Origin of the sequence: Streptomyces coacervatus (assembly GCF_029223485.1) — a bacterium.
In the GTDB taxonomy this organism is placed as follows: domain Bacteria; phylum Actinomycetota; class Actinomycetes; order Streptomycetales; family Streptomycetaceae; genus Streptomyces; species Streptomyces coacervatus.
The window spans coordinates 333,577-355,074 of sequence record NZ_JARHTP010000003.1 but is presented as its reverse complement, the minus strand read 5'-3'; the positions used below and the strand labels follow the sequence as shown (position 1 = coordinate 355,074).

The 21,498-nt window shown below is 69.2% G+C and carries 15 protein-coding genes; 9 read left to right on the top strand and 6 right to left on the bottom strand.

Annotated elements, in window-relative coordinates; all coding sequences use genetic code 11:
• The first annotated feature begins 344 nt into the window (after nt 1-344).
• Both gltB and P2Q00_RS09145 read left to right on the top strand, forming a co-directional pair.
• Nucleotides 345-4,937: a glutamate synthase large subunit gene (gene gltB, locus P2Q00_RS09150; RefSeq protein WP_275771304.1), complete on the top strand. Its 4,593-nt coding sequence runs from the start codon at nt 345-347 to the stop codon at nt 4,935-4,937.
• Nucleotides 4,930-6,393: a glutamate synthase subunit beta gene (locus tag P2Q00_RS09145; protein WP_275771303.1), complete on the top strand. Its 1,464-nt coding sequence runs from the start codon at nt 4,930-4,932 to the stop codon at nt 6,391-6,393. The genes gltB and P2Q00_RS09145 overlap by 8 nt, the downstream gene beginning before the upstream one ends.
• A 135-nt stretch (nt 6,394-6,528) precedes the next feature.
• Here the strand turns inward: P2Q00_RS09145 and P2Q00_RS09140 are convergent, their stop codons facing one another.
• From P2Q00_RS09140 to P2Q00_RS09130, 3 genes are all read right to left on the bottom strand, one after another.
• Nucleotides 6,529-7,191: a LamG domain-containing protein gene (locus P2Q00_RS09140; RefSeq protein WP_275771302.1), complete on the bottom strand. Its 663-nt coding sequence runs from the start codon at nt 7,189-7,191 to the stop codon at nt 6,529-6,531.
• A complete protein-coding gene (wecB, locus tag P2Q00_RS09135; RefSeq protein ID WP_275771301.1) occupies nt 7,188-8,330 on the bottom strand; it encodes a non-hydrolyzing UDP-N-acetylglucosamine 2-epimerase in 1,143 nt (380 codons plus the stop codon). The genes P2Q00_RS09140 and wecB overlap by 4 nt, the downstream gene beginning before the upstream one ends.
• A gap of 172 nt (nt 8,331-8,502) precedes the next feature.
• A complete protein-coding gene (locus tag P2Q00_RS09130; RefSeq protein WP_275771868.1) occupies nt 8,503-9,702 on the bottom strand; it encodes a glycosyltransferase family 2 protein in 1,200 nt (399 codons plus the stop codon).
• Nucleotides 9,703-10,246: 544 nt separating this feature from the next.
• On the opposite strand from P2Q00_RS09130, the gene P2Q00_RS09125 reads away from it, so the two are divergent.
• Nucleotides 10,247-12,058, top strand: a complete 1,812-nt coding sequence (locus P2Q00_RS09125) for a DUF2334 domain-containing protein (protein ID WP_275771300.1) — start codon at nt 10,247-10,249, stop codon at nt 12,056-12,058.
• 32 nt (nt 12,059-12,090) lie between these two features.
• The gene (locus P2Q00_RS09120) at nt 12,091-13,104 is read left to right on the top strand and encodes a glycoside hydrolase family 113 (RefSeq protein WP_275771299.1); all 1,014 of its coding nucleotides are present in this window, start codon (nt 12,091-12,093) and stop codon (nt 13,102-13,104) included.
• Nucleotides 13,105-13,156: 52 nt separating this feature from the next.
• On the opposite strand, the gene P2Q00_RS09115 is transcribed toward P2Q00_RS09120, so the two are convergent.
• Complete coding sequence (locus tag P2Q00_RS09115) at nt 13,157-14,068, bottom strand: rhomboid family intramembrane serine protease (RefSeq protein WP_275771297.1); 912 nt, start codon at nt 14,066-14,068, stop codon at nt 13,157-13,159.
• Between the two features lie 145 nt (nt 14,069-14,213).
• Between P2Q00_RS09115 and P2Q00_RS09110 the strand changes: the two genes are divergently transcribed.
• Nucleotides 14,214-14,939, top strand: a complete 726-nt coding sequence (locus P2Q00_RS09110; protein WP_275771295.1) for a vWA domain-containing protein — start codon at nt 14,214-14,216, stop codon at nt 14,937-14,939.
• Between the two features lie 103 nt (nt 14,940-15,042).
• Nucleotides 15,043-16,692, top strand: a complete 1,650-nt coding sequence (qcrB, locus tag P2Q00_RS09105; protein ID WP_275771293.1) for a cytochrome bc1 complex cytochrome b subunit — start codon at nt 15,043-15,045, stop codon at nt 16,690-16,692.
• Here qcrB and P2Q00_RS09100 read toward each other — a convergent pair.
• A complete protein-coding gene (locus P2Q00_RS09100) occupies nt 16,667-17,629 on the bottom strand; it encodes an acyl-CoA dehydrogenase family protein (protein ID WP_275771291.1) in 963 nt (320 codons plus the stop codon). The genes qcrB and P2Q00_RS09100 overlap by 26 nt on opposite strands.
• The gene (locus P2Q00_RS09095) at nt 17,629-18,768 is read right to left on the bottom strand and encodes an acyl-CoA dehydrogenase family protein (protein ID WP_275771288.1); all 1,140 of its coding nucleotides are present in this window, start codon (nt 18,766-18,768) and stop codon (nt 17,629-17,631) included. The genes P2Q00_RS09100 and P2Q00_RS09095 overlap by 1 nt, the downstream gene beginning before the upstream one ends.
• 48 nt (nt 18,769-18,816) lie before the next feature.
• Between P2Q00_RS09095 and P2Q00_RS09090 the strand changes: the two genes are divergently transcribed.
• From P2Q00_RS09090 to P2Q00_RS09080, 3 genes are read left to right on the top strand one after another with little or no spacing between them, the layout of a single operon-like run.
• A complete protein-coding gene (locus P2Q00_RS09090; RefSeq protein WP_275771286.1) occupies nt 18,817-19,608 on the top strand; it encodes an SDR family oxidoreductase in 792 nt (263 codons plus the stop codon).
• A 31-nt stretch (nt 19,609-19,639) separates the two neighbouring features.
• Nucleotides 19,640-20,251, top strand: a complete 612-nt coding sequence (locus tag P2Q00_RS09085; RefSeq protein ID WP_275771285.1) for a TetR/AcrR family transcriptional regulator — start codon at nt 19,640-19,642, stop codon at nt 20,249-20,251.
• 44 nt (nt 20,252-20,295) lie between these two features.
• Entirely contained in the window at nt 20,296-21,453 is a 1,158-nt protein-coding gene (locus P2Q00_RS09080; RefSeq protein WP_275771283.1) for an acetyl-CoA C-acetyltransferase, read from the top strand.
• Nucleotides 21,454-21,498: the final 45 nt, after the last annotated feature.

The following is a 21,498-nucleotide window of genomic DNA, read 5'->3' as shown; positions in this document are numbered from 1 at the left end:
CGCATAAGTAGCCGTTACTCGCTGGTTTCGAATGCTTAACCACCGGGCATGAGCCGTAAGCGCTGTGGGCAATGAGGCCTGCCGCGCACCCGCGGGGTGGCGACGACGCTCCCCTCGCTCACGGGCCGATGGACATCGATCTGTCCGCATCGGTCCCCATAACTTCCGCCGCCGAGTGCGGTACCTCGCCGCTACCCCGCGGCGTCCGCATGTTGGAACGGACTATCCCGGTTCCCGAGATCCGCTCCATCATGTAACCTGCACGAAATTTTGCACTCCGCAGAGGGCCAGCGTCGTCCCTCGGCAACGCGAATATGCCACTTGAGACGACGACGGGAGAGCCGATGCGTACGCCGCGCCAGCCGTCCCAGCACTCCGCGAATGGCCAGAACTGGTCCTTCATGGATGCTCGCCCTGCTGCGCAGGGTATGTACGACCCCCGCAATGAACACGACGCGTGCGGCGTCGGCTTCGTGGCCAACCTCACCGGCGAGGCGTCCCACACCCTGGTCGAGCAGGCCCTGACGGTGCTGCGCAACCTCGAGCACCGCGGCGCCACCGGCTCCGAGCCCGACTCGGGTGACGGCGCCGGCATCCTCTCCCAGGTTCCCGACACCTTCTTCCGCGAGGTGGCCGGATTCGAGCTGCCGCAGGCGGGTGCCTACGCCGTCGGTATCGCCTTCCTCCCGGAGGACTCCACCGAGGACGCCGTCTCACAGATCGAGACGATCGCCGCGGACGAGGGCCTCACGGTGCTCGGCTGGCGCGAGGTCCCGGTCGCGCCCGAACTGCTCGGTGCCACCGCCCGTTCGACGATGCCGGCCTTCCGGCAGATCTTCGTCACCGACGGCATCTCGGAGGGCATCGCCCTCGACCGCAAGGCCTTTGTGCTGCGCAAGCGCGCCGAGCGCGAGGCCGGTGTCTACTTCCCGTCGCTCTCCGCCCGCACCATCGTCTACAAGGGCATGCTGACCACCGGTCAGCTGGAGCCGTTCTTCCCGGACCTCTCCGACCGACGCTTCGGCTCGGCCGTCGCCCTGGTCCACTCGCGCTTCTCCACGAACACCTTCCCGTCGTGGCCGCTTGCGCACCCCTACCGCTTCGTCGCGCACAACGGTGAGATCAACACCGTCAAGGGCAACCGCAACTGGATGGCCGCCCGCGAGTCGCAGCTCGTCTCCGACCTCTTCGGCGACAAGGGTCTGGAGCGCGTCTTCCCCATCTGTACGCCCGACGCCTCCGACTCGGCGTCCTTCGACGAGGTGCTCGAACTTCTGCACCTGGGCGGGCGTTCGCTGCCGCACTCCGTGCTGATGATGATCCCGGAGGCGTGGGAGAACCACGACTCCATGGACCCGGCCCGCCGCGCCTTCTACAACTTCCACTCCACGATGATGGAGCCCTGGGACGGCCCGGCCTGCGTCACCTTCACCGACGGCAAGCAGGTCGGCGCGGTCCTCGACCGCAACGGCCTTCGCCCCGGCCGCTACTGGGTGACCGACGAGGGCCTCGTCGTCCTCGGCTCCGAGGTCGGCGTCCTCGACATCGACCCCTCCAAGGTCGTCCGCAAGGGCCGGCTGCAGCCCGGCAGGATGTTCCTCGTCGACACGGTCGAGCACCGCATCATCGAGGACGACGAGATCAAGGCGACCCTCGCCGCCGAACAGCCGTACGCCGAGTGGATCGAGGCCGGCGAGATCGAGCTGGGCGATCTGCCCGAGCGCGAGCACATCGTCCACACCCACGCCTCGGTCACCCGCCGCCAGCAGACCTTCGGTTACACCGAGGAGGAGCTGCGCGTCATCCTGGCGCCGATGGCCAAGGCCGGTGCCGAGCCGATCGGTTCGATGGGTACGGACAGCCCGATCGCGGCTCTCTCCGAGCGTCCGCGACTGCTCTTCGACTACTTCACCCAGCTGTTCGCGCAGGTCACCAACCCGCCGCTGGACGCGATCCGGGAAGAGCTGGTCACCAGTCTGCGCTCGTCCCTCGGCCCCGCGAGCAACCTCCTGGAGCCGACGGCCGCTTCGTGTCGTAGCGTCACCCTGCCCTTCCCGGTGATCGACAACGACGAGCTGGCCAAGCTCATCCACATCAACGCCGACGGCGACATGCCCGGCTTCAAGGCCGCGACCCTCTCCGGCCTGTACCGGGTCTCCGGCGGCGGCGACTCCCTCGCCGCGCGCATCGACGAGATCTGCGCCGAGGCCGACGCCGCCATCGAGAACGGCGCCCGGCTGATCGTCCTGTCGGACCGCCACTCGGACGCCGAGCACGCACCGATCCCGTCGCTGCTGCTCACCGCGGCCGTCCACCACCACCTCATCCGCACCAAGCAGCGCACCCATGTGGGCCTGCTGGTCGAGGCCGGTGACGTCCGCGAGGTCCACCATGTCGCCCTGCTCATCGGCTTCGGCGCCGCGGCCGTCAACCCGTACCTGGCGATGGAGTCCGTCGAGGACCTGGTCCGCGCGGGCACCTTCCTCTCGGACATCGAGGCCGAGCAGGCCATCCGCAACCTGATCTACGCCCTCGGCAAGGGCGTTCTGAAGGTCATGTCCAAGATGGGCATCTCGACCGTCGCCTCCTACCGCGGCGCCCAGGTCTTCGAGGCCGTCGGTCTCGCCGAGGCCTTCGTCGAGAAGTACTTCAACGGTACGGCCACCAAGATCGGCGGCGTCGGCATCGACGTCATCGCCAAGGAGGTCGCCGCCCGCCACGCGAAGGCGTACCCGGCTTCCGGCATCGCGCCGGCCCACCGTGCCCTCGACATAGGCGGCGAGTACCAGTGGCGCCGCGAGGGCGAGCCGCACCTGTTCGACCCGGAGACGGTCTTCCGTCTGCAGCACTCCACGCGCACGGGCCGCTACGACGTCTTCAAGAAGTACACCGAGCGCGTCAACGAGCAGTCCGAGCGGCTGATGACGCTCCGCGGGCTCTTCGGCTTCAAGTCGGACCGCGAGCCGATCTCCATCGACGAGGTCGAGCCGGTCTCCGAGATCGTCAAGCGCTTCTCCACCGGCGCCATGTCGTACGGCTCCATCTCGCGCGAGGCGCACGAGACGCTCGCCATCGCCATGAACCAGTTGGGCGGCAAGTCCAACACCGGTGAGGGCGGCGAGGACGCGGACCGTCTGTACGACCCGGCCCGGCGCAGCGCCATCAAGCAGGTGGCCTCCGGCCGCTTCGGTGTGACGAGCGAGTACCTGGTCAACGCGGACGACATCCAGATCAAGATGGCCCAGGGCGCCAAGCCCGGCGAGGGCGGCCAGCTGCCCGGCCACAAGGTGTACCCCTGGGTCGCCAAGACCCGGCACAGCACCCCGGGTGTCGGTCTGATCTCCCCGCCGCCGCACCACGACATCTACTCCATCGAGGACCTGGCCCAGCTGATCCACGACCTCAAGAACGCGAACCCGCAGGCGCGGATTCACGTCAAGCTGGTGTCGGAGGTCGGTGTCGGTACCGTCGCCGCGGGTGTCTCCAAGGCCCACGCGGACGTGGTGCTCATCTCCGGCCACGACGGCGGTACGGGTGCCTCCCCGCTGACCTCGCTCAAGCACGCCGGCGGTCCCTGGGAGCTCGGCCTCGCCGAGACCCAGCAGACCCTGCTGCTCAACGGTCTGCGCGACCGCATCGTCGTGCAGACCGACGGCCAGCTGAAGACCGGCCGTGACGTCGTCATCGCCGCGCTGCTCGGCGCCGAGGAGTTCGGTTTCGCGACCGCGCCGCTCGTCGTCTCCGGCTGCGTCATGATGCGCGTCTGCCACCTGGACACCTGCCCGGTCGGCATCGCCACCCAGAACCCGACCCTCCGGGACCGGTTCTCCGGCAAGGCCGAGTACGTCGTCAACTTCTTCCAGTACATCGCCGAAGAGGTCCGCGAGATCCTCGCCGAGCTGGGCTTCCGCACCATCGAGGAGGCCGTCGGCCACGCCGAGGCGCTCGACGTGACCCGCGCGGTGAACCACTGGAAGGCGCAGGGCCTGAACCTGGCCCCGCTGTTCCATGTGCCCGAGCTGCCCGAGGGCGCGGTGCTCCACCAGGTCATCGAGCAGGACCACGGCCTGGAGAAGGCGCTCGACAACGAGCTGATCAAGCTCGCCGCCGACGCCCTGGCCGCCGACTCCGCGACCGACGCCCAGCCGGTGCGCGCCCAGGTCGCGATCCGCAACATCAACCGTACGGTCGGCACGATGCTCGGCCACGAGGTGACGAAGAAGTTCGGCGGGGCGGGCCTGCCCGACGACACCATCGACATCACCTTCACCGGCTCCGCGGGCCAGTCCTTCGGCGCCTTCCTGCCGCGCGGTGTCACGCTGCGCCTGGAGGGCGACGCCAACGACTACGTCGGCAAGGGCCTCTCCGGCGGCCGGGTGATCGTCCGCCCGGACCGGGGTGCCGACCACCTCGCCGAGTACTCGACGATCGCGGGCAACACCATCGCCTACGGCGCGACCGGCGGCGAGCTGTTCCTGCGCGGTCGTACGGGCGAGCGGTTCTGTGTCCGCAACTCCGGTGCGACGGTCGTCTCCGAGGGCGTGGGCGACCACGGCTGTGAGTACATGACCGGCGGTCGCGCGGTGGTCCTCGGCGAGACGGGCCGCAACTTCGCGGCCGGTATGTCGGGCGGCATCGCCTACGTCATCGATCTGAACGTCGACAACGTCAACGTCGGCAACGTCAGCGCCGTGGAGGCTCTCGACGACACCGACAAGCAGTGGCTGCACGACGTGGTGCGCCGCCACCAGGAGGAGACGGGCTCCACGGTCGCCGAGAAGCTGCTCGCCGAGTGGGACACCGCGGTCGAGCGCTTCAGCAAGATCATCCCCAGCACGTACAAGGCAGTGCTCGCCGCCAAGGACGCCGCCGAGCAGGCGGGACTCTCCGAGTCCGAGATCACTGAGAAGATGATGGAGGCGGCGATCAATGGCTGACCCGAAGGGCTTCCTGAACCACGGCCGTGAGGTCGCCAAGTCCCGCCCGGTCGACGTGCGTCTGAAGGACTGGAACGAGGTCTACGTCCCCGGTTCGCTGCTGCCGATCATCAGCAAGCAGGCCAGCCGGTGCATGGACTGCGGCATCCCCTTCTGCCACAACGGCTGTCCGCTGGGCAACCTCATCCCCGAGTGGAACGACTACGCCTACCGCGAGGACTGGTCGGCCGCGTCGGAGCGTCTGCACGCGACGAACAACTTCCCGGAGTTCACGGGCCGGCTGTGCCCCGCCCCGTGCGAGTCGGCTTGTGTGCTGGGCATCAACCAGCCGGCTGTGACCATCAAGAACGTCGAGGTCTCGATCATCGACAAGGCGTGGGAGACCGGTGATGTCGCCCCGCAGATCCCCGAGCGCCTCTCGGGCAAGACGGTCGCCGTCATCGGCTCGGGCCCCGCGGGCCTGGCCGCCGCCCAGCAGCTGACCCGGGCGGGCCACACCGTCGCCGTCTACGAGCGCGCGGACCGCATCGGAGGCCTTCTCCGGTACGGCATCCCCGAGTTCAAGATGGAGAAGCGGCACATCAACCGCCGTATCGAGCAGATGCGCGCGGAGGGCACCCGCTTCCGTACCGGCATCGAGATCGGCCGCGACCTCAAGGCGACCGACCTGAAGAAGCGGTACGACGCGGTCGTCATCGCCGCCGGTGCGACGACCGCCCGTGATCTCCCGGTCCCCGGGCGGGAGTTGAAGGGCATCTACCAGGCGATGGAGTACCTGCCCCTGTCGAACAAGGTCCAGGAGGGCGACTACGTCACCTCTCCGATCTCGGCCGAGGGCAAGCACGTCGTGGTCATCGGCGGCGGCGACACCGGCGCGGACTGCGTGGGCACCGCCCACCGCCAGGGCGCGGCCTCCGTCACGCAGCTGGAGATCATGCCCCGCCCGGGCGACGAGCGGAACACGGTCTCCCAGCCCTGGCCGACCTTCCCCATGCTCTACAAGGTGACGAGTGCGCACGAGGAGGGCGGCGAGCGGGTCTACTCCGTCTCCACCACCCACTTCGAGGGCGACGAGGACGGCAACGTCCAGTGGCTGCACCTCACGGAGGTCGAGTTCATCGACGGCAGGCTGACCCCGAAGCCGGGCACGGAGCGCAAGATCCCCGCCCAGCTGGTCACCCTCGCCATGGGCTTCACGGGCACCGACCGCGACAACGGCCTGGTCGAGCAGTTCGGCCTGGACCTCGACGAGCGCGGCAACATCGCCCGCGACGCCGACTTCCAGACCAACGTCCCCGGTGTCTTCGTCGCCGGTGACGCGGGCCGCGGCCAGTCCCTGATCGTGTGGGCGATCGCGGAGGGCCGCTCGGCCGCCCGCGGCACCGACCGCTTCCTGACCGGAGCCAGCGACCTGCCGGCCCCGATCCGCCCGACGGACCGGGCCCTGATGGCCTGACGGTCCCTCATATACGTCCCGTACAAAGGCGTACGGGCGGGTTATCTGGGGGGATACCCCCCAGGCCCCCCAAGCGCGGCGCTTGCCCTGTCCCCGACCGGACGATGGCAGGCGCCGTCGCGTTTCCTCAACCCGTCACCCCGAACTCGCCGTGAGGCTCTCGAACTTCACCGTCGCGTCCTCGGTGTACGCACCCACCCTGCCCTGCAGATAAGGCCGTTCGACGTCGGTGAAGGTCACCAGCGGCTTTCCGCCCACCGACACCGAGAGCACCGCGTCCCGCTGCTGCACCCGCACGTCGAACCAGGCACCGACCGGGTACTTCGTCTTCCCGGTCGCGAGGAAGCGCTGCCCGCCCGGATAGGCGGGGTCCCGCTTGCCCAGTTCCCAGCCGTTCGGCTTCAGGGTGACGTAGTAGAAGTGCTCCGGATCGGTGTACGCCCAGACCAGCCACGGCACTTCCCAGGGGTTGGGCTTCGGTGACCGCAGCTGTTTCACCGCCCGCATCCGTGCCTCGTACCGCACGTTCGTGTAGGAGGCCGTGCTGACCACCAGCCCCGCGTGGGTGGTGCCGGGGTCTTCGGCGGCCAGGGGGGAGAGCGAAAGGGACGTGTCGTCACCCAGGTTGGTCCCCATGCCGTTGAACACCGACAGCCAGCGGCCGTGGGTGGTGCCGTCGATCCAGGGCTTGGATGGTGGGGACCCGTTGCCCTGGCACTGGTACACGGTGATCGCGAGGATCGCGGTCAGAGTGAGAACCAGTGCCAGCTTGGTGACGGTACGTCCCCTGCGTGTCATGCCGTCGAGTATGGCCCGGATGCGGTGAGCCCGACCGGGACATCGGCGGCGAAGTCCTCGGCCAGCTGGGCCAGGATGCGTGCCGCCGCGCGGCCGTCGCCGAACGGGTTGCCCGCGCTCGCCATCTTCCGGTACTCGACCGGGTCGTCGAGGAGCTGTTCCGCGCTGCTCACGATGGCCTCCGGGTCGGTGCCGATCAGCCGGGCCGCGCCGGCCTCGACCGCCTCGGGCCGCTCGGTGGTCGTCCGCAGCACGAGCGCGGGCTTGCTCAGGCTCGGGGCCTCCTCCTGGATGCCGCCGGAGTCGGTGAGCACCAGGTCGCACTCGGCGAGGGTGGCCGCGAAGTCCAGATAGCCGAGGGGCTCGACGAGTGTGATGCCCCGGTGTCCTTCGAGTTCGGGCAGCAGTACGTCCCGTACGGCCGGGCTCTTGTGCAGCGGCAGCACGATCTCCACGTCCCCGCGCGCCGCGAGCCGGGTCAGCGCCCGCCCCATGCCGCGCATGCGCTCGCCCTGGTTCTCCCGGCGGTGCAGGGTGACCAGGATGCGCTTGGCGGCAGTGCGGAACACGGAGCTGCCGGTGCCCTCGGCCAGTACCCACAGCAGGTTGTCGATGACCGTGTTGCCGGTGGTGAACACCTGCTCCTCGGCGACGCCCTCGTCGGTCAGGTGCCGGGCCGCGGTCGCCGTCGGTGCGAAGTGCCAGCGGGCGATGCGCCCTATCAGGGTGCGGTTGAGCTCCTCCGGGAAGGGGTTGTCCATGACGCCCGTGCGCAGGCCCGCCTCGACATGGGCTACCGGGATCTTCTCGTAGAAGGCGGCCAGCGCGCCGGCCAGCGCGGTCGTGGTGTCCCCCTGCACCACGACCAGGTCCGGCCGCTGCGCCCGCAGGACCTCGCCGAGCTCCCGCACGAGCCGGGCGGTCAGGTCGGACAGCCGCTGCCGGCTGCGCATCACGTCGAGCGCGATGCGGACGTCGATGCCGAGCATGCCGAGCATCTGGTGGAGCATCTCGCGGTGCTGGCCGGTGGTGACGACGACCGGCTCGAACTGTGTGCCGGCGGCCATCGCCCGTGCCAGCGGCGCCAGTTTGATCGCTTCCGGGCGGGTGCCGAGCACCAGCATGGCGCGTACGGGCATGGTTGAAGCGTCTGTGGACATGGGTGCCCCCCTTGGGCATGCGCGATCGACGCAGCGACCGCGTGAGGGTGATGAGAGGTACTGCGGGATGAAGAGCGGTTGAGAGCAGAGGACTCGCGCGGGGACTTGGCGCGGCCTGAACGTCCTCAGGTGTCGAGCGGTCGAGCCGTCCTCAGGTACGAGCGGTCTTCAGCCAGCCCCGCTGGCCGGTGAGCATCCGCCAGAAACCCCACCAGCCGGCGGCGAACCAGATGTAGCCGTAGAAGACGAAGAGGTGGGCGAGCAGCACCGAGCGCACCAGGCCCAGCTCGCGCTCGCGCTTGGCGTACACGAAGCCGTATGCGTAGGCGGCCGTGAACGACAGCAGGTACGGGCCGAGCAGCCACATGGGCGAGACGAGCGGGTGTCCGACCTGGACGGAGGCCACGGTGGTGGCGCCCAGCGCGACGAGGAAGGACAGCGGCAGCAGCGAGGTGAGCAGGATCAACACCGGGCTGGAGAGGTGGTAGAGCAGATCGAGTGCCGCCCGGGTCGGCACGTCCCTGAGGATGAGCGGGACGAGTCCGGCCGACTGCAAGTGGCCCTGGAACCAGCGGGATCGCTGGCGGATCAGACGTCTGAGGCTGAGCACGGCCTGCTGGGAGACGGCGGCGGCGGTGCAGTGCTGGTTGGTCCAGCCCTTGGCGATCAGCCGCACCCCGAGGTCGAGGTCCTCGGTGAGGCTGTCGCTCCAAGGCCCGTCCCCGTCAAGGGTGTTGAGCGCCGACAGCCGCATGAACTGCCCGTTGCCGCCCATGCCCACACTGCCGATGGATCGGCGTGCGCTCTGGAAGACGTCGCCGTAGACGACGAACTCCATGTCCTGCATGCGGGCGAGCAGTCCCGACCGCCGGTTGTACATCCGCACGCAGACCTGGACCGCGCCCGTCTTCGGATCGTCGAAGTACGGGTCGACCGACTGCACGACGTGCGGGTCGAGCCGGCCGTCCGCGTCGACCACACAGAGGACCACGTCCGCGGGGTCGTGGCCGGCGAGCAGGCCGGACTCCCGCAGGTGACGCACTCCGTCGTTGAGTGCGGCGCCCTTCCCCTTGCGTGCGTTCGGCGGGGTGCGCCGATGCAGCCGGACAAGGTCCGGATCCGCGGCCAGGGCGATCTCGGAGGTACGGTCGTCGGAGCCGTCGTCGATCACCAACGCCATGAAATTCCGGGCGGGCAGCGAGGTGATGCGCGCGAGGCTTTCGGAAAGCACCTTTTCTTCGTTGAGGCAGGCGACGAGGAATACGTACAACCGTTCTTTTCGGTCTGATCGGGAGCGCCGAATTCTGCGTCTCGACAGCAGAAACAGGCTCGTGTTGTAGCAGCCGGCCATTACGATCAAAGTGATGCTCGCCCATAGGAGCAGTTCAGTGATCATGGCCGCTCCCGGTGTCGGCCTGCACTCTGTGCGCCTGTCGGCGCAGTCGTATCCGGGCCAGCAGAATCAGACAGGCCGTCAGGCAATAGAGCAGGAATCCCGCCCCGGCCGCAGCCTGTAAGGCTTTGGCCAGAGGCAGCCCCGGTATTGCCTCGGGTGCCGCCATCGCCCCTGCCAGGGGTAACAGTGTCCCCAAAGCGGGTCGTCCGTACATCTTCCCCCCATTTTTCACAGCGCGTCCCCATCGCGCGAAAGTGAACGTAGCAGACGTCCCGACCGAGTCGGGAGAGTATGAGGAAAAAGGACATGTCCTATCTTCTGATGGAGTCGTATACCACTCCAGGAATTCACCTTTCGACCCATTGACACCCTTCTTGATCGCGCACAAGAATCGGTGACTTCCTATTCGGAAAAACCTTTGCCAATGATTGGCAAAGTGGGGGGAAAGATCGTGAGATCAATGATCCGTCCTCGGGGACGAGGACTCTCGAAGATTTCCGTGGTTCTTCTGCTGCTCGCCGCCCTGCTGAGCGGCACTTTTCTGGCCGCGAACGCCCAGGCCGTCGGCCACGGACACGGGCACGGCCATGAAGCCGTCGGCGGCAAATCCGGAATGAGCCATGTCGACCTCAAGGGCTGGGCGAAGGTCCAGCTCAAGGCCGACGAGGCGCGCCATGCCAAGCCGCACTCGAAGGGCTCGGCGCTGTCGGCCGCGGCCGGCTTACCGGTCCGCACCGCCACGGCGCTCACCCGGCAGGCGGCCCTGCTGCGGCCCGCGCCCGTCGCCGCCGCGGCCGACCCGACCACCCTCGTCCTCTACGACACCGCAGGACCCTATGGCCAGTTGGGCGAGCTGTACGCCATGGCCACGGCCAATCTCGCAGGTCACTTCGGCACCGTGACGGCCAAGCCCGTCCAGCAGTACACCGCCGGAATGATCAACTCCTACTCGGCCGTGATCTACCTCGGCTCGACCTACTACGGCGGCGACATCCCGGACGCGATCCCGGCCGCGTTCTACGCCGACGCCGCGGCGAGCACCAAGCCGGTGATCTGGGTGGGCGACAACATCTGGAACATGGCGAACTCCACGGGCGTAACCGCCTTCACCCAGAAGTACGGCTGGGACCCGACGACGTCGTACTACGAGGACGGCGGTTCGATCGGCACCGTGACGCAGGTGACGTACAAGAACCAGGCCCTCACCCGGAACATCCCGGCAGGTCAGGACGGCGGCGTGCTGCGCCCCAATGTCCTCACGGGCACCGGATATCCCGCGGTCACCAGGCTCGCGGAGGGACTGGACACCTCGAACGGGCACACCTTCGGGTGGGCGATCCGCTCCTCCAACCTCACCTACATCGGTGAGATCCCCTTCGCGTACGTCTCCGAGAGCGACCGCGTCATCGTCATCGAGGACCTCATGTTCGACGCCCTCGCGCCGGCCACGACCGAACGGCACCGCGCGGTCGTACGACTGGAGGACATCAGCCCCGACTCGGATCCCACCGAACTCCGGACGACGGCCGACTACCTCAAGTCGCAGAACATCCCCTACGGCATCAACGTGATCCCCACCTACACGGACCCGAACGGCTACTACAACAACGGCGTCCCGCAGACGATCACGCTCGCCCAGCGCCCGCAGGTGGTCAGCGCCCTGAAGTACATGCTGGCCAGGGGCGCGGTCCTGATGGACCACGGCTACACGCACCAGTACAGCAACATCGCCAACCCCTACGACGGCGTCACCGGCGACGACTTCGAGTTCTACCGGGCGCACGTCGACGCGGCGAACAACGTCGTCTACGACGGCCCGGTCGCCGAGGACTCCACCGTCTGGGCGCAGAGCCGGATCACCAGCGCGCTGGCCCAGTTCACCGCTGCCGGGCTGCCGAAGCCGACGCTGTGGACCACCCCGCACTACGCGGGTTCCGCCGCCGACTACAAGGTGTTCAGCTCCAACTTCTCGGCGCGCCTGGAGCGTTCGCTGTACTTCTCGGGCACGCTCAGCGGCAACTCCGCAGGTCCCAACGTGTTCATCGGGCAGTTCTTCCCGTACGTGGTGAAGGACGTGTACGGGACCAAGGTGCTGCCGGAGGACATCGGGAACTACGAGCCGGTGGCCTACAACAACCACCCGCCGCGGCTGCCCGCCGACCTCATCGCCGCGGCCAAGGCCAACCTGGCCGTCCGCGACGGATTCGCCAGCTTCTTCTACCACCCCTACTACCCGACCCAGCCGCTCAAGGACACGATCGACGGCATCAAGGCGCTGGGCTACACCTTCGTCAGCCCGAGCAGCCTGTGAGGGCACACACCAGGAGGAGGACCGTCGCCTGTGTGGCGGCGGTCCTCCTCGCCGCGACGGGGTGTACGACCGACAGCGCGGCCAAGGACACGGACACCGGCGGACCCGGCAAGGAGAGTCCGGCCATGCGCGGCATCGCCCTGCCCTCCTGGTACCGCACCGACTACGACAGCCCGGCCGCCGACCGCTATCTGCGCGGCATCCGGGCCACCGGCGCCCGCTGGGTCACCTTCACCCCGACCTGGTACCAGAAGCGCCGCACCGACTCCGGCATGCACACCACCCAGGAGACCGCGAGCGACACCAGCCTGCGCGACATCGTGCGCCGGGCGCACGCACTCGGCCTCAAGGTGATGATCAAGCCGCACATCGACCTGCCCGGCGACGCCGACCGCGCCGAGATCCGTCCCCGCGACCGCGCCGCCTGGTTCACCTCGTACCGCCGCTTCATCACCCACTACGCCGACCTCGCCGCGGACACCGGGGCCGAGCAGTTCGCGGTCGGCACCGAACTCGCCGGAGTCTCCGGCGACTCGACCGACTGGCGGGACGTCATCAAGGACGTCCGTGACCACTACGACGGCCCCCTGACCTACGCCGCCAACTACGACGAGTACAAGAAGATCCGCTTCTGGAAGGACCTCGACCTGATCGGCATCGACGCCTACTGGCCGCTGTCCGACCACCCCACCGCCGACACCGGCCGGCTGCGCCGCGCCTGGGAGCCGATCAGGAAGGAACTCGCGGCGTACGCCGGGCACCAGGGCCGCCGCATCCTGTTCACCGAGGCCGGTTACGTCAGCCAGCGCGGCTCCACGACCGCCCCGTACTCCTGGACCGTCAGCGGGCACACAGCCCCCGCCGAACAGGCCGCCGCCTACCGGGCGTTGCTGGATTCCTTCACCGGCCGACGCTGGTGGGTCGGCGTGTGCTGGTGGATGTGGGACGACTGGCCCGACAGCGGCGAGACGCCCGTGCGGCTGGCGTACACCCCGCACGGGAAACCGGCGGAGGAGGTGCTGCGGGAGAAGTGGGGCGGAGGCTAGGCGGCCTTGTTCCCGGCACCGGCCACGAAGCCCTGGGCGGTGCCGGGGCCGCTCAGGCGGTCAGTTGCGTGACCTTGGCGACCGTCAGGATCACCAGCAGCGCCAGCAGGGCGACGCAGGCGCCCGCCTGGATCAGGGAGCGGCGGCCGTCGCGGGGTGCATAGGCGTACGAGAGTGTCACCACGCCGCCCGCCAGCAGGCCGCCGAGGTGGCCCTGCCAGGACGTGACGAACGCGGAGAGCACCAGCCACAGCAGCAGGCCCGACATAAAACGGTTGACCTGGCTCATGTCGGCGCCGAGGCGGCGGGCCAACACGTAGTACGCCGCCCCGAGGCCGAAGATCGCGCCGGACGCGCCGAGCGTGGGGGTGTCCGGCGCGATCAGCAGGACCAGGACCGAGCCGCCGAGCGCGGACAGCAGGTAGAGCGTGATGTAGCGGATCCGGCCCAGCTGGGACTCCACCACCCGGCCGATGTTCCACAGCGACACCATGTTCATCACGATGTGCATGATCCCGAACGTCCCCTCGGCGACCGGCAGATGCAGGAACGCGCCGGTCAGCAGGCGGTACCACTCCCCGGCGACGAGCCCTTCGGCGTGGTAGTCCGAGGGGTGGTTGGCCGCCCACATGTAGTGGCCGCCGTCCGGCCCGACCAGCCCGCGGCCCAGCATCTCGAACTTGTCCACGATCGACGGCCGCACCAACTCGCCCAGGTAAGCGAGCACATTGAGCCCGATCAGGACGTACGTCACCAGGGGCGCCGTCGTGATCCGGCCGCCGAACGCCGTACGCGCCTGCCGCACCGACCGCGCACCCTCCTTCACGCACTCCACGCACTGGTGGCCGACGGCCGCCTCCCGCATGCAGTCCGGGCAGATGTACCGGTCGCAGCGGGTGCACCGGACGTGGGACTCCACCTTGGGATGGCGGTAGCAGGTGGTGACGGTGGACTCGGATTCCACAGCCGGCTCCTCGGAGGGGTGGGACGGGCGGCGAGCCGGTGGGGACGGCGGCGAACAAAATAGCGAACACCTGTGGCCGGAGGGTGGGGTGGGGTCGGAGTGACGTAACCTCGGCAGCTGGTTTTGGTGATCGAGGGGGAGTCGTATGGCGGCGATCAGTCTTCGCAAGGTGGAGGAGACGGCACCCGCGCTGGTCAGCCTGTACAAGAGTGCCGGAGTGTCGCTGCAGAAGCACGGGCTGGACGGGCTGCGGGCCGCGGTGTACCTCGTCGTCGACTACTCCGGGTCGATGAAGCCGTACTACCAGGACGGCAGTGTGCAGGCCCTTGCCGACCGGGTGCTGGGGCTGTCGGCGCATCTCGACGACGACGGGACCGTGCCCGTCGTGTTCTTCTCGACGGACGTCGACGCTGTGTCGGACATCGACCTCGCCGGACACCGGGGACGGATCGAGAAGATCGCGGCCGGGCTCGGACACATGGGCAGGACCAGCTACCACCTGGCGATGGACGCCGTGATCGACCACTACCTCGACAGCGGCTCCACGGCCCCCGCGCTGGTCGTCTTCCAGACCGACGGCGGCCCGATCAACAAGCTCGCCGCGGAACGCTATCTGTGCAAGGCGGCCGGGCTGCCGCTGTTCTGGCAGTTCGTGGGCTTCGGAGACCCTGGCAGCAAGCAGTTCGACTTCCTGCGCAAGCTCGACGAGCTGGCGGTGCCGCACAAGCGGGTCGTCGACAACGCCGGGTTCTTCCACGCCGGGTCGGATCCGGGGCAGGTGTCCGACGCGGAGCTGTACGACCGGCTGGTCGGGGAGTTCCCGATGTGGCTGGCGGCGGCGCGGGCGCAGGGGATCGTGCGGCCGGCCTGAGGCCGGTGCCCGGCGGCAGTCACTCGTACGGCTGCTCTCACCGTTGGCTTACCCGGGACGCCGTGCCACCCTGAGGATGATCCTACGGGGAGGCGACGAACATATGGACGGCGCACGATCGGGGAACGAGGCGGCCGGCTCCGCGCGCAGGGAGCCGGCGGGCGCGGGCGAGAAGCTCGCGGACTGGGCCGACGGGCGGCTCGGGCTGTACGGGCTGGCCAAAGCCAATATGCGCAAGGTCTTCCCGGACCACCCGTCCTTCATGCTGGGGGAGATCTGCCTCTACAGCTTCATCATCCTGATCCTCACCGGCATCTATCTCACCCTGTTCTTCGAGCCGAGCGGCGTCGAGGTGATCTACCACGGCACGTACACCCCGCTCAACGGCATCCCGATGACCCGGGCCTACGAGTCCACGCTCGACATCAGCTTCGATGTGCGCGGCGGGCTGCTGATCCGGCAGATCCACCACTGGGCCGCCGTGGTCTTCATCGCCGGCATGCTGATCCACATGATGCGGGTGTTCTTCACCGGAGCCTTCCGCAAACCGCGCGAGATCAACTGGCTGTTCGGCTGGACCCTGCTGATGCTCGGCATCATCACCGGCCTGACCGGCTACTCGCTCCCCGACGACCTGCTGTCCGGCACCGGAATCCGCTTCGCCGACGGCGCGATCCTGTCGATCCCGATCGTCGGGACGTATCTGTCGATGTTCCTGTTCGGCGGGGAGTTCCCGGGGCACGACATCATCTCGCGGCTCTTCCCGATCCATGTCCTGCTGCTGCCGGGGATCATGCTGGGCCTGGTCGTAGCCCATCTGATCCTGGTCTTCTACCACAAGCACACGCAGTACCCGGGGCCCGGACGGGACCAGAAGTCCGTGATCGGGATGCCCTTCCTGCCGGTCTACATGGCCAAGGCGGGCGGCTTCTTCTTCCTCGTCTTCGGTGTGCTGGCGTTCATGGGCGGCATCGCCAGCATCAACCCCGTGTGGGCCTTCGGCCCCTACCGGCCGGATCTGGTGACCACCGGCGCCCAGCCCGACTGGTATCTGGGCTTCTCCGAGGGCCTGATCCGGGTGATGCCGGGATGGGAGCTCAACTTCTGGGGCCACACGCTGGAGCCCGGCGTCTTCATCCCCTTCTCGCTCTTCCCGCTGATCCTGCTCGCCCTCGGTGTGTATCCCTTCGTCGAGGCGTGGATCACCGGCGACAAACGCGAGCACCACATCCTGGACCGGCCGCGCAACGCGCCCGTCCGCACCGGTCTGGGCGCGGCCTGGCTGAGCGTGTACGCGGTGCTGCTGATCGGCGGCGGCAACGACATCGTGGCCACACATCTGCATCTGTCCATCAACGCGATCACCTGGTTCGTACGTATCTCCTTCTTCCTGGCGCCGGTCGTCACGTTCCTCGTCACCAAGCGGATCTGTATGGGTCTGCAGCGCCGGGACCGGGACAAGGTGCTGCACGGCAGGGAGAGCGGCACCATCAAACGGCTGCCGCACGGCGAGTTCGTCGAGGTCCACGAACCCCTGGAGCAGGACCAGCTGTTCACCCTCACCCAGCACGAGCAGAACCCGCCCTACGAGATCGGCCCGCTCGTCGACGCGAACGGCGTGCGGCGGCCGGTCAAGCCCAGGCAGCGGGTGCGGGCCCGGCTGGCCCGGGTCATGTTCGGGTCCGAGTCGCACATCCCGAAGCCGACGGCGGAGGAGTACAAGGAACTCACCAGCGGCGATCACCACCACTGAGAACCAGGTCCCGGCACTCCTGCGGTCCGCCCCACGCGGTGCGCAGAGCGCGAGCCTTGGCCAGCCACAGGGACAGGTCGTACTCCGCCGTGTAGCCGATCGCGCCATGCAGCTGCAGGGCCGTACGCGCGGTGGCGTACGCCGCCTCGCACGCGGTGACCTTGGCGGCGGCGACGTCTGCGGGGGTCATGGTGAGCGCGGCGCCGAACAGCAGGGGGCGCGCGAACTCCAACGCGATCTTCGCGTCGGCCAGGCGGTGCTTGACCGCCTGGAACGAACCTATGGGGACGCCGAACTGGGTGCGCTGCCTGACGTACGCGACGGTCCTGTCGAGGAGCGCGATCCCGACGCCGAGGGCCTGGGCGGCGGTGGCGAGGCGCGCGTGGGTGAGGGCGTGCTCGACGGGCGGCGCGGCGGTGAGGAGCTCGCCGCCGGGTGCCAGGGGGAAGAGCCGGCGGGCAGGGTCGAGAGAGGGCCGCACCGGGCCGTGGCCGGGGGTGAGCCGGGGACCGTCGGGTGTCAGGGAGATCCGGGTGGTCGCCACGTCCGCATCCAGCGCGTACGCACCTTCGTACGCGAGTGTCGCCATCGCCTCGCCCGACGCCAGCGGTGGGAGCAGACGCCCCGCGGCCGGGCTCGGCTCGGTGAACAACGCGGCCGCCGCGACCGTCTCCACCAGCGGACCCGGCACCGCGTGCCGCCCCAACTCGACGAAGGCAACGGCGAGTTCGACGGGACGGGGGCCCAGGCCGCCGTACTCCTCGGGGACCGCCAGTGCGAAGACGCCCGCGTCCGCTATACGGGACCACAGCGCGCGGCCGCTCGTGTGGTCGCCGCGGCTCCAGTCCCGTACGACCGAAGGCGTGTCCGCGGCCGTAAGCATCGCGTTCAGCGAAGCGGCGAAGGCCAGTTGCTCCGCGTCGAGGAGGAAACGCATCAGCGACGCCCCTTCGGCAGGCCGAGCAGGCGCTCGGCGATGATGTCGCGCTGGATCTCGTTCGTGCCCGCGTAAATGGGGCCCGCGAGCGAGAAGACGTACCCCTCGGACCAGGCCGTGTCCGCCAACTCGCCCTCCCCGTCGAGCAGATCGAGCGCCGTCTCGTGCAGGGCGAGGTCCAGCTCGGACCAGAAGACCTTGTTCAGGCTGGACTTCGGGCCGATGGACTCGCCCTCCAGGAAGCGGGACGCCGCCGCGTACGCGAAGAGCTGGTACGCGCGGGCGCCGATCAGGGTGTCGGCCACCCGGTCGTGGGTGTGCTGCGGGCTGTCCTCTCGCCGCCAGAGCTGCCGCAGGCGTTCCGCGGACGCCAGGAAACGGCCGGGGGAGCGGAGCATCAGCCCCCGTTCGTTGCCCGCCGTCGACATCGCGATCCGCCAGCCCTCGCCGGGCTTGCCGATCACGTCGTCGTCCGGCACGAACACCTCGTCCAGGAACAGCTCCGCGAACGCCGGTTTCCCGTCGAGCCGGCCGATCGGGCGGACCGTGACGCCGGGCGCGTGCAGGTCGAACATCAGGTAGGTCAGACCCTGGTGGGGCTTCGGGGCGTCCGGGTCGCTGCGGAACAGGCCGAAGGCGCGGTCGGCGAAGGCGGCCCGCGACGACCACGTCTTGTGCCCGCTCAGCAGCCAGCCGCCGTCCGTGCGCACCGCCCTCGACCGCAGGGACGCCAGGTCCGAACCCGCCTCCGGCTCCGACCACGCCTGCGCCCAGACCACCTCGCCGGTGGCCATGGGCGGCAGCACGCGGGCTCTCTGCTCCTCGGTGCCCTGGTCGAAGAGGGTCGGGGCGAGCAGACTGATCCCGTTCTGGCCGACCCGGCCCGGGGCGCCCGCCGCCCAGTACTCCTCCTCGAAGAGCAGCCACCGGATCAGGCCGGAGTCCCTCCCGCCGTACTCCCTCGGCCAGTTGACGACCGACCAGCGGTCCGCGGCCAGTTCGGCCTCCCACGCACGGTGGGCCGCGAAGCCCTCCGCGGTCTCCAGGGACGGCAGGGGAGCGCGCGGCACCCGGTCCATGAGCCAGGCCCGGGCCTCGGCACGGAAGGCCTCCTCGTCCTGCGTGAAGGCGAGATCCATCGGCTGCCATCCTTCCCTAACAAGTGTTTGGTAGGTTAGCGTGGGGCTATGACAGTCGTCGAGAGTCCCGAGTACGAGCCGGGGCACGGGCTGCTGAAGGGGCGCACCGCCGTCATCACCGCGGCGGCCGGAGCGGGCATCGGCGGCGCGACCGCGCGGCGCTTCCTGGAGGAGGGCGCGCGTGTGCTGATCGGCGACGCGCATGTGCGGCGCCTCAAGGAGTACGAGGCCGAGCTCGCCGGCGAGTTCGGGGCCTCGTCGGTCGCCGCCCTGCCGTGCGACGTCACCGACGAGGGCCAGGTGCAGGCGCTGTTCGAGGCCGCGGTGCGGGAGCACGGACGGCTGGACGTCGTCGTCAACAACGCCGGTCTGGGCGGCACTTCGGACCTTGTCGAGATGAGCGACGAGATGTGGTCGAAGGTGCTGGACGTGACGTTGAACGGCACGTTCCGGTGCACACGGGCGGCGTTGCGGCTGATGCGGGCGGACGGGCGGGGCGGCGTGATCGTCAACAACGCCTCCGTCGTCGGCTGGCGCGCCCAGGCCGGGCAGGCGCACTACGCGGCCGCGAAGGCGGGGGTGATGGCGCTGACCCGGTGCGCGGCGCTGGAAGCCGCCGAGTACGGCGTGCGGGTCAACGCCGTCTCGCCGAGCCTCGCCATGCACCCGCACCTGGTGAAGGTGACGACGCCGGAACTGCTGGAGGAACTGACCGCACGCGAGGCCTTCGGGCGGTACGCGCAGCCCTGGGAGGTGGCCAACGTGATTGTGTTCCTGGCGTCGGGCTACTCCTCGTACATGACGGGGGAAGTCGTCTCCGTCAGCAGCCAGCATGCGTAGGACGCCTTATGCGTAGGACGACAATGGAACCGTGCCGACCAAGAAGAAGCCCCAGGTGACCGCCGCGCCCGCCCGCCGCCGCGAACTCCTCGACACCGCCGCCGAGGTCTTCGCCGAGCAGGGCTACAACGCCACCACCGTACGCAAGATCGCGGACCATGCGGGCATGCTCGCGGGCAGCCTCTACTACCACTTCGACTCCAAGGAATCGATGCTGGAGGAGATCCTGCGTACCTTCCTCGACGAGCTCTGGGGCGGCTACGACACCGTCCTGGACGCCGAGCTGGGACCGCGGGAGACCCTGGAGGCCCTGGTCACAGAGTCGTTCCGGGAGATCGACCGGCATCGCGCCGCCGTCGCGATCTACCAGAAGGAGAGCAAGCAGCTGCTCGCGCAGGAGCGGTTCGGGTTCCTGGCCGAGTCGCAGCGCAAGTTCGAGAAGGCGTGGCTGTCCACGCTGGAGCGCGGGGTCGCCGCCCGGGTCTTCCGGGCCGACCTCGACGTCCGGCTCACCTACCGCTTTGTGCGCGACACCGTGTGGGTGGCCGCGTCCTGGTACCGGCCCGGCGGACAGCACAGCCCGGAGGAGATCGCCCGGCAGTACCTGTCGATGGTGCTGGACGGGATCGCCGTACGCATGTAACTCACTGGAAAGCCCGCGGAGTCTGGGAAGGCTGGGAAGTTGTCATGGCCGAGGCCTACATCGTCGAAGCGGTCCGTACGCCCGTCGGGCGGCGCGGGGGCGGACTGAGCGGGGTCCACCCGGCGGACCTGGGCGCGCATGTGCTGAAGGAGTTGGTCGCGCGCTCCGGCGTGGACCCGGCGGCCGTCGAGGACGTCGTGTTCGGCTGTCTGGACACGGTGGGGCCGCAGGCCGGGGACATCGCGCGGACCTGCTGGCTGGCGGCAGGGCTGCCCGAGGAGGTGCCGGGCGTGACGATCGACCGGCAGTGCGGCTCCTCGCAGCAGGCCGTGCACTTCGCGGCGCAGGCCGTGCTGTCCGGCACACAGGACCTGGTGGTCGCGGGCGGCGTGCAGAACATGTCCCAGATCCCGATCGCCTTCGCGACCCGCCAGGCAGCCGAGCCCCTGGGGTTCACCGAGGGGCCCTTCGCGGGCAGCGAGGGCTGGCGCGCGCGGTACGGGGACCAGCCGGTGAACCAGTTCGTCGGGGCCGAGATGATCGCCGCGAAGTGGGGGATCAGCCGCCGGGACCAGGAGGAGTTCGCGCTCAGGTCCCACCAGCGGGCGCTGCGGGCCATCGACGAAGGCCGCTTCGACCGCGAGACCGTCGCCCACGGCCCGGTCGCCGTCGACGAGGGCCCCCGCCGGGACACCTCCCTGGAGAAGATGGCCGGGCTCAAGCCGGTCCTCGACGGCGGCACCATCACCGCCGCCTGCTCCTCGCAGGTCTCCGACGGCGCGGCCGCGATGCTGCTGGCCTCGGAGCGGGCGGTACGCGAGCACGGGCTGACGCCACGCGCGCGCGTGCACCACCTCTCCGTACGCGGCGAGGACCCGATCCGGATGCTCTCGGCCCCCATCCCGGCCACCGCCCACGCCCTGAAGAAGACCGGGCTGCCGATCGACGCCATCGACCTCGTCGAGATCAACGAGGCCTTCGCGCCGGTAGTCCTGGCCTGGCTGAAGGAAACCGGCGCCGACCCGGACAAGGTCAACGTCAACGGCGGCGCCATAGCCCTCGGCCACCCCCTCGGCGCGACGGGCGTCAAGCTCATGACGACCCTGCTGCACGAACTGGAGCGCACCGGCGGCCGGTTCGGACTGCAGACGATGTGCGAGGGCGGGGGGCAGGCGAACGTGACGATCATCGAGCGGCTGTGACGGCGACGACGGCGCGTTCGCCCCACTCGACGGACGGAGTCCGGC